The sequence below is a fragment of the Magnetococcales bacterium genome (assembly GCA_015231925.1).
Lineage (GTDB): Bacteria > Pseudomonadota > Magnetococcia > Magnetococcales > JADGAQ01 > JADGAQ01.
In genome coordinates, this window is the sequence record JADGAQ010000203.1 from 1 (window position 1) to 7173 (window position 7173).

Genomic DNA, 7173 nt, shown 5'->3' on the forward strand with positions numbered 1-7173 from the left:
GGACAGGTCGGCTTCGCTGATGGTCATGTGCAATTCCTTCGGAAAGCCCGTTGGGTGAGGGATTGAAAGGGTTCCACGAGCCTATCGCGAAACTCTGCCCGGATTCTTGGGGAAACCATCTCGCCCTTTCCGGATCGAGGGTAACCGGCACGGGAAGCCGGAGCGTTGTTTCTCCGGCTTCCCCGGAAACTCAAAAACTGAACAGCAGCACGGAAGCGGCGATCAGGGAGACCAGCGAGGTGCCCAGGCTGACGGCGTCGCTGGTGCTGACTTTGCCTGTTTTGAGGATGTTGTGTACCGCGCTGGCGAAGGGCACCGCAAAGGCGAGTAGCGCCAGGGCGATGGCATATTGGATGAACCCCATGTCCCATTCCTTGCGGACCGAGACTTTGAAGATGCGGGAGAAGAAGGTTTCCACCTGGGGACTGGCGCTTTCGATCAGGCCGAGAACCAGGATCAGCAGCAGCCAGGTGATGCCGTTGATCCAGGTGGAAAGACTGACCTTGTCGTAATCCCTGCCCGGTTTCAGAGGTCCGCGCAAGGGTCGCACCGGGGCGTCGCTGGCCGAGGGGGGAGGGGTGTGGGGCTCCACCTCGGGAGGTTGATAGCGAATCTGGGGCTGGGGGCCTTGCGGACCCTTGCCACGGGAAGCACCTCCCTGTGACGAATGACGGGTCTCTCTCGGGGACGGGCTCATGGTGCGTTCTCCTCTTAATGATTCGCCGGTTGGACCCTCTTCAGCATGTCTTATGCATAGTATAGTCAAAGGGGCTTCCGGGCTCAAACCGACTCTTCCTCCCAAGGCGAAATCTCTGTCTGATAAATGGCTTGTTTCTTGCTTCGACTGTCTTCGGAAATGGAACACCGTCAGCACCGCCACCCTTGCAGAGAAGGCGGACAGGGGAGAAACGCATGGATATCGCTTCACTGATCGGACTAGGCATCGCGTTTTCGGTCGTGGGATTCCTCATGGGAGGCAACATCGCCCTCTTCTGGAGTTCTCACGCCTTCATCGTGGTGTTCGGCGGTTTGCTTGGAGCCACCTTCCTGAAATTCAACATGAAAGACCTGGCCAACACGGCGGGCATCATCGGCAAGGTATTCAAGGCGCATCACGAAAGGCCTCAGGACATCATCGCCCAGATCACCGACATGGCCAACATCGCCCGCAAGGACGGCATGCTGGCCCTGGAAAAGGTGAAGACCTCCAATCTGTTCCTGCAGACGGCCATCAACCACTGCGTGGACGGCATGGATCCCGACACCCTGGAGACGGTGCTTTACAAGGATATGGCCTACATGGAGGAACGCCACCATGTGGGTGTCATCATGTTCGACTCCATGGGCGAGGCGGCTCCGGCCATGGGAATGGTCGGAACCCTCATCGGCATGGTGGAAATGTTGGCCAACATCGGCGGCGACATGGGCGCGGTGGGTCACGCCATGGCCGTGGCGCTGCTGGCCACCTGCTACGGCGCCATCGTGGCCAACATGATCACCATCCCCATCGGCATCAAGCTGCACCACTACAGCAAGGAGGAGCAGATCATCCGCATGCTCATCATCGACGGCATCAAAGGCATTCAGAAGGGTGTCAACCCTCGGGTGCTGGAGACCATGCTGCTCTCCGCCCTGTCGCCCAAGGAACGGGAAACCGTCTGACCTTTATCGATCATGGATTGACAGGAGCCCGTCATGGCAGCCCCGCCAAAAAAATGTCCCCCCTGCAAAAAAGGCACGCCGCTCTGGATGGTCTCCTGGGCCGATATGGTGACGCTGCTGATGTGCTTCTTCATCATCGTGCTGGCCACCATGACCCCGAACAAGGTCAAGTTCGAGGAGGTGGCGGGAACCCTGCGGGAGGCCTTCGGCGTGCAGCGCACCAAACAGATCATGCCCATCATGAGCGGCATGAACGTGGTGGGCACCGAATTCACCCAGGAGGTGATCTTCGTGCGCCTGATCGAAAAGGTGCAGCTCATCCTGGAACGGGAGGTCGATGGCGGCCAGGTGGAGATGATCAAACGGGAGGATGGCTTCGTGGTGCGTTTTCCCGAAGGCGCTCTCTTCGGCGACAAGCCGGAAGCCCCCCTGAAAATCCAGGACCACATGGGCATGATCCTGTTGCAGGTCATCAACCTGCTGCAAAGCGTACCCAACGAGATCGTCATCAAGGGCCATGTGGACGAGCGTTCCGTGGATCCCACGGGACCGTACCCCAACGCCTGGGCCCTGGGCGCGGCGGAAGCGGCGGCGGTGGCGGAATTCTTCTCCCAGAACGCCAACTTCGGTTCACGGCGCATCAAGGTGCAGAGCAGCGGATCCTCGGAACCCCTGGCGGAAGGCGCCACCAAAGGCGGACAGGGCAAGAACTCCCGGGTGGAGATCCTGGTTTCCAAGGAGATCGCCGCCCTCTCCGAGTCGGAAAGCGCCGGCGGCAATCCCCAACCCCCGCCCGTCGGTCACTGAGTGGAATCCATCGGCATGGAAACACTGCTCCTCCTGCTGGCCTGGGGAGGAGCGGTGGCCGCCTTTCTGGCGGGGGGCTGGCTGTTCATCGATCCCGAGGTGCGCACCATCCTCTCCCAGCCCTGGCGGGAGGCCTGGCGGGCCTGGCGCGGACGCCTGCGGCCGGAACGCTTCTTCTACCGCCATCACCGCCTGTCGGGTCTGATCGTTCTCTCCGCAGCCGTCTTTATCACCACCCATCTCTGGGAGCCGTTTCGCCTGCAGGTGGATACGCCCGTTGCGGCGATGAGTCCGGAGGCGCAGTTCCGGGAGGTATTGCTGGAAGCCGCGCTGGCCTTTCTGCTGCTCAACGCCTTGGCCTGTCTGCTGCTGGGTGTGGTGGTGCTGTGGCGTCCCAGTCTGCTCAAGGGCTTCGAACGCTGGGCCAACCGCCCCTGGCAGGGGGTTGGACTGCGGGCGGCGTTGTCGCGTTTGCGCCTGCGTCTGGGGCTGCTCCTGGTGAATCATCCCCGCGCCATCGCCTTGACGGCCATGAGCGGGGCGCTCTTCATCCTCTGGCAGTTGGCCAGGAGGTGATTTAATTTTTTTGCCTTTCAATATTTATCTTTTAAGTATCAAAAAAAGAAAATGTTCTATCCTTTGACTTTTGATTTATCGTTTCTTTAGATTGATTTAAGCTATTGCCTCGCGGTCTTGCAACAGGTGTACACTTTGTTATAAAAAAAAGGCCACCCATTCGAGGTGAATCGTGATAAAGTGGACGGTAGTCGCGGATGGTGTGCGAAACCTTGCCGGTTGCGACCGGCCTTCGCCGCTCATCGGCTTTCTCCACGGGCTGCGGCCCATCGGAAACGGACAAAAAGGAGTCTCCCCATGAAAAACGTATGGCAGCAGGATGCCGAGTCCCTGAAGGGACAGGCGGGTTTCACTCTCATCGAACTGGTGATGGTCATCGTCATCCTCGGCATTCTGGCCGCGGTGGCGTTGCCGAAGTTCACCGATCTTTCTTCTTCGGCCAAACAGGCGGCTGTGGATGGCGTGGCCGGGTCCATCAGTTCCGCGAACACCACCAATATCGCAGTGTGCGCCATCAACACTGCAGCGGCTTCCGGTTGCGTTACGGTGAACAACTGTACAAGTGGTGCCTCCCTGTTGCAGGGTGGATTGCCGAGTGGTTATGTTATTACTGCGGCAGCGATCGCCAATGGTGTGACTGCATCGGGAGCAACGGCCTGCACCCTGACTGCCAATGGCAAAACCGCCACCTTCACCCTTACCGGCACCACGGCCACCTGATCGGGAGCTATCGGTTCGGTTTGATTCAGAGAAAAGGGGCGGGAGGCGAGCTTCTCGCCCCTTTTTTTCGTTCGCTGCGGGAGGATCGGCCATGCGGGCGAGGGGGATGGAGGAGGGGTTCACCCTGCTGGAAGTCGTCGTCGTCATCGTGCTGCTGGGCATTCTGGCGGCGGTGGCTCTGCCTTTTTTCACCAATCTAGCCACCCAGGCCGATGCCGCTTCCGCTTCCGGAGTGGCGGGGGCCATCTCCGGGGCCAATTCCCGCAACTATGCCGTTTGTTCATTGAACCCGAACCACGCCGATTGTGTCCAAGTCAGTAACTGTGCGGACGGCGTGAATCTGCTGGAAACCGGTCTGCCCCCGGATTTCGGCATCACGGCCAACGAGGTGTCGCCGGGGCAGACCCGCACCGATTGTGTGGTCACCAGTCCGCGGGGGGGGCAGGCCACCTTCACCCTGACCGGAACATGAGGCCGATATGGACCGCCAGAAGGGCTTCACCCTGGTTGAACTCTCCCTGACCATCGCCATCATCGGCGTGCTGGCGGTGACGGCGCTGAACCGCTGGCCCCAGGCCACCCTGGAGTTGGGCGCGGCGCGGCAGCAGTTGGCCATGGACATCCTCAAAACCCGCGCCATGGCCATGAATCGTCAGGGTTCCTTCACCATCCGTCGGGTCAACAATCTGCCCGCCTCCTACGAAATTCTCGATCCGGGTCAACAGGTGGTATTCACCTCGGCCCTCGACGGGGCCACCGTGGCCGCCTTCAGTCTGGTTTTCGACGGTTTGGGCAGTCCGGGAAACAACGATGCCAGCATCAGCGTCATCGGAGGGGAGGGTAGCTCCGTCATCACCGTCTACGGTACCACCGGAGGGGTGTATCTGCCATGAGAGCCAGGGGTTTTTCCCTCATCGAACTGATTCTCTTCGTCTCGGTTGTGGGTGTGCTGATGGTGGGGCTCATGCCGCTGCTGCAGAATGTGCTGGGTTCGGTACAGACCTCGCAGCAGGCCACCCAGGGGCTGTTTCTGGCACAGGAGCGGCTGGAGCAGATGATTGGGGCCTATCGGGTCGGCGCGGGTTTCGACGGGGTCACGGAGGCGGCTTTTCCCGACGAGGCGGGTATCGCGTTGGGCAACGGTCCGGTTTACAACCGGGATGTGGTGGTGGAGGGGGCCAGTATTGCGGGGCAGACGCTGACCTGCAACGGCGGGGCGTATGTCAGTGGCAATTACAAGTGTGTATCGGTGCGGATTCGGGATCAGCGGGACAGGGTGGTGGCCCAGGTGCAGACCGTGATGGTGAAGTTCTGATCTTTTGACGTTCAATATTTGTCTTTAAAGTATCAAAAAAAGGAAATGTTCTGTCCGTTGACGTTGTCGTTTTGTATAATTTTTTGTTAATTTTAAAAAAATATTTTATAAAATCAAAAAATTTAACAGACAAAGTCAAAGGACAGAACATTTCCTTTTTTTGATACTTTAAAGGCAACATATTGAAAGGCAACAGCGCCTTTCCTCGGAGGCGGGCATGAGAACCCGGCACGGTTTCACCCTCATCGAAATGGTGATCACCATGGTGATCCTGGGTCTGCTGCTCGGCGGCAGCACCCATCTGATCACCAACGTGATGCGCGCCTGGACCCTGGGTCAGGAACTGATTCCCATGACCAGCCAGGGCGGGCTGGCCATGGAACGCATGGTGCGCGAAATCCGCCGTGGTCGCTGGAGTACCGTCAGTCAACCCTCGGGAACCGGCTCGCTGCAGTTCACCAACGATCAGGGGCAGGTGATGCGCATCGATCAAACGGGAGCGCCGGCGGACGCCATCTACCTGAACGGGCAGTTGCTGGCTCCGGGCGTACAGGTCAACTCCCTGGAATTCACCCTGTTGGCCGATCAGGTGGTGGGCATCGCGTTGATCATGAGTCGAACGGATACCGGTCGCACAGGCCAGGTGGAACTTGAAGTGCCCTTGAGGAGTGCCGTCCATGTGCGCAACAACTGATCGGACCGATAAGCGCTCCGGGGAGCGGGGCTCCCTGGTTCTGCTGGTGGCGCTGCTGATCGTGGTGGTGGGCGGCCTGGCGGTGACTCTGTCGCGCCAGTCCCAGGGGGGAGGGGCGGTGACGGTGGAGGGGATTCGCGGCACCGAAGCCTTTTTTCACGGCGATGGTGCGGTGCATCTGGCCCTGCGCTTATTGGAAAGCAATAACTGCGACGCTACGCTGATTCCGGGGGGCAGCACGGTCTCCTCGTTGACCACGCTGCCCTTGACCCTCAACTGGGGGGTGTCGGGCCTTTCGCCGATGGTGGTGACGCTGTGTCCCGGCGGGGCGGCGTGTTATGCCGACGGCAGCGCGGGGCAGTGGCGGGTGTCGGCGCTTCCGGGGCAGGGCACCGCCGCGCGTGGCGTGGTGGCCAAGGCGAGTTGCAGCGCGGGCGGCGGCGGGTCCGCGCCGCCGGTCATCGCGGGCAGTGACTTGACCGTCGGCAACGCCGCCAAGGTGGAGGGGGTGAAGATCGCCGCCTGCGGCAGCGGGCCGTGCAACGTGGTCAACGAGGATGGCAGTCAGGGCAAGGTGACGAGTTACACCATTCCCAACCTGCCGACCTTTCAGACTTCCAACGGCTCTTCCGGCAGCAAGACGAGCAATGTGGGGAATCTGGTGGTGGGCAACGGGCAGTATACCAATTTGAGTGTGAACAACAACAAGGGTATGACCTTGCAACCGGGTGGTTCCGCTTTTCGGGCGGACAAGGTGACGGTGGGCAACGCGGGCACGTTGACCTTGCAGCCGGGCACCTATTACATCAAGGAGCTGAAGCTGGAGAACGCCTCGCAACTGGTGGTGTCGCCTGCCGGGGAGGTGAAGCTCTATATCGGAAACACTTTCGAAGCGAGCAACGCCGTGGATGTCAATACGGATGGTGCGGCGAAGGATCTGCAGACCTTTGTGTATGATGGCGGGGAGTACAAGATGGACAACGCCTCGACGGTGCATGGGGTGATTCTGGCGCCGGGGGCCAACACCAAGGTGACGTTGGACAACAGCGCCGATCTGCAGGGGGCCATTGCCTGTGGGGGGGAGGTGGAGTTGAAGAACGCCTCGTCGATCGATTTCACCACCGAGGCGCGGGATAAGATGGTGGCTCTGGGGGTGTCGACCTCGGGCGGGGGAGGCTCGCCTTCGATAACGGTGAACGCCTGGGCGGAGGATTTTTCCTGAGGGGGGTATCTGTTCAGGCATACGGGGGTCCGGGGGGGATTATCCCCCCCGGCGGGGTTCGGGGCGGAGCCCCGAGGTTTTATCCGTTGACGTGTCCGTAAGCGGTCCGCAGCATCGAAAGGAAGCGCACCCACTCACCACCCGCACCATCCGGACGTCCCACTGCGGACCGCGGGG

The 7173-nt window shown here is 60.3% G+C and carries 10 protein-coding genes; 9 read left to right on the plus strand and 1 reads right to left on the minus strand.

What is annotated here, in order from left to right; all coding sequences use genetic code 11:
- Nucleotides 1–190: 190 nt before the first annotated feature.
- A complete protein-coding gene (locus HQL56_16820; protein ID MBF0311180.1) occupies nt 191–697 on the minus strand; it encodes a hypothetical protein in 507 nt (168 codons plus the stop codon).
- A gap of 215 nt (nt 698–912) precedes the next feature.
- On the opposite strand from HQL56_16820, the gene HQL56_16825 reads away from it, so the two are divergent.
- From HQL56_16825 to HQL56_16865, 9 genes are all read left to right on the plus strand, one after another.
- A complete protein-coding gene (locus tag HQL56_16825) occupies nt 913–1662 on the plus strand; it encodes a MotA/TolQ/ExbB proton channel family protein (GenBank protein ID MBF0311181.1) in 750 nt (249 codons plus the stop codon).
- A gap of 33 nt (nt 1663–1695) precedes the next feature.
- Nucleotides 1696–2469: an OmpA family protein gene (locus tag HQL56_16830; protein ID MBF0311182.1), complete on the plus strand. Its 774-nt coding sequence runs from the start codon at nt 1696–1698 to the stop codon at nt 2467–2469.
- Nucleotides 2470–2484: 15 nt separating this feature from the next.
- Complete coding sequence (locus HQL56_16835; GenBank protein ID MBF0311183.1) at nt 2485–3045, plus strand: hypothetical protein; 561 nt, start codon at nt 2485–2487, stop codon at nt 3043–3045.
- Between the two features lie 297 nt (nt 3046–3342).
- Nucleotides 3343–3765, plus strand: coding sequence for a prepilin-type N-terminal cleavage/methylation domain-containing protein (locus HQL56_16840; GenBank protein ID MBF0311184.1), 423 nt, complete (start codon nt 3343–3345; stop codon nt 3763–3765).
- 91 nt (nt 3766–3856) lie between these two features.
- On the plus strand, nt 3857–4237 hold the full coding sequence (locus tag HQL56_16845; GenBank protein ID MBF0311185.1) for a prepilin-type N-terminal cleavage/methylation domain-containing protein: 381 nt from the start codon (nt 3857–3859) through the stop codon (nt 4235–4237).
- Nucleotides 4238–4244: 7 nt separating this feature from the next.
- Nucleotides 4245–4658 (plus strand): type II secretion system protein, encoded by a 414-nt coding sequence (locus HQL56_16850; GenBank protein ID MBF0311186.1) that lies wholly within the window; start codon nt 4245–4247, stop codon nt 4656–4658.
- A complete protein-coding gene (locus tag HQL56_16855; GenBank protein MBF0311187.1) occupies nt 4655–5080 on the plus strand; it encodes a type II secretion system protein in 426 nt (141 codons plus the stop codon). Before HQL56_16850 ends, HQL56_16855 begins: the two co-directional genes overlap by 4 nt.
- A 217-nt stretch (nt 5081–5297) precedes the next feature.
- Nucleotides 5298–5774, plus strand: a complete 477-nt coding sequence (locus HQL56_16860; GenBank protein ID MBF0311188.1) for a prepilin-type N-terminal cleavage/methylation domain-containing protein — start codon at nt 5298–5300, stop codon at nt 5772–5774.
- On the plus strand, nt 5758–6996 hold the full coding sequence (locus HQL56_16865) for a hypothetical protein (GenBank protein MBF0311189.1): 1239 nt from the start codon (nt 5758–5760) through the stop codon (nt 6994–6996). The genes HQL56_16860 and HQL56_16865 overlap by 17 nt, the downstream gene beginning before the upstream one ends.
- The last annotated feature ends 177 nt before the right edge of the window (nt 6997–7173 follow it).

Coding starts and splice junctions, on each gene's coding strand:
- HQL56_16820 (MBF0311180.1), bottom strand. CDS start 697: ATGAGCCCGTCCCCGAGAGAGACCCGTCATTCGTCACAGGGAGGTGCT.
- HQL56_16835 (MBF0311183.1), top strand. CDS start 2,485: ATGGAAACACTGCTCCTCCTGCTGGCCTGGGGAGGAGCGGTGGCCGCC.
- HQL56_16850 (MBF0311186.1), top strand. CDS start 4,245: ATGGACCGCCAGAAGGGCTTCACCCTGGTTGAACTCTCCCTGACCATC.
- HQL56_16845 (MBF0311185.1), top strand. CDS start 3,857: ATGCGGGCGAGGGGGATGGAGGAGGGGTTCACCCTGCTGGAAGTCGTC.
- HQL56_16855 (MBF0311187.1), top strand. CDS start 4,655: ATGAGAGCCAGGGGTTTTTCCCTCATCGAACTGATTCTCTTCGTCTCG.
- HQL56_16865 (MBF0311189.1), top strand. CDS start 5,758: ATGTGCGCAACAACTGATCGGACCGATAAGCGCTCCGGGGAGCGGGGC.
- HQL56_16840 (MBF0311184.1), top strand. CDS start 3,343: ATGAAAAACGTATGGCAGCAGGATGCCGAGTCCCTGAAGGGACAGGCG.
- HQL56_16830 (MBF0311182.1), top strand. CDS start 1,696: ATGGCAGCCCCGCCAAAAAAATGTCCCCCCTGCAAAAAAGGCACGCCG.
- HQL56_16825 (MBF0311181.1), top strand. CDS start 913: ATGGATATCGCTTCACTGATCGGACTAGGCATCGCGTTTTCGGTCGTG.
- HQL56_16860 (MBF0311188.1), top strand. CDS start 5,298: ATGAGAACCCGGCACGGTTTCACCCTCATCGAAATGGTGATCACCATG.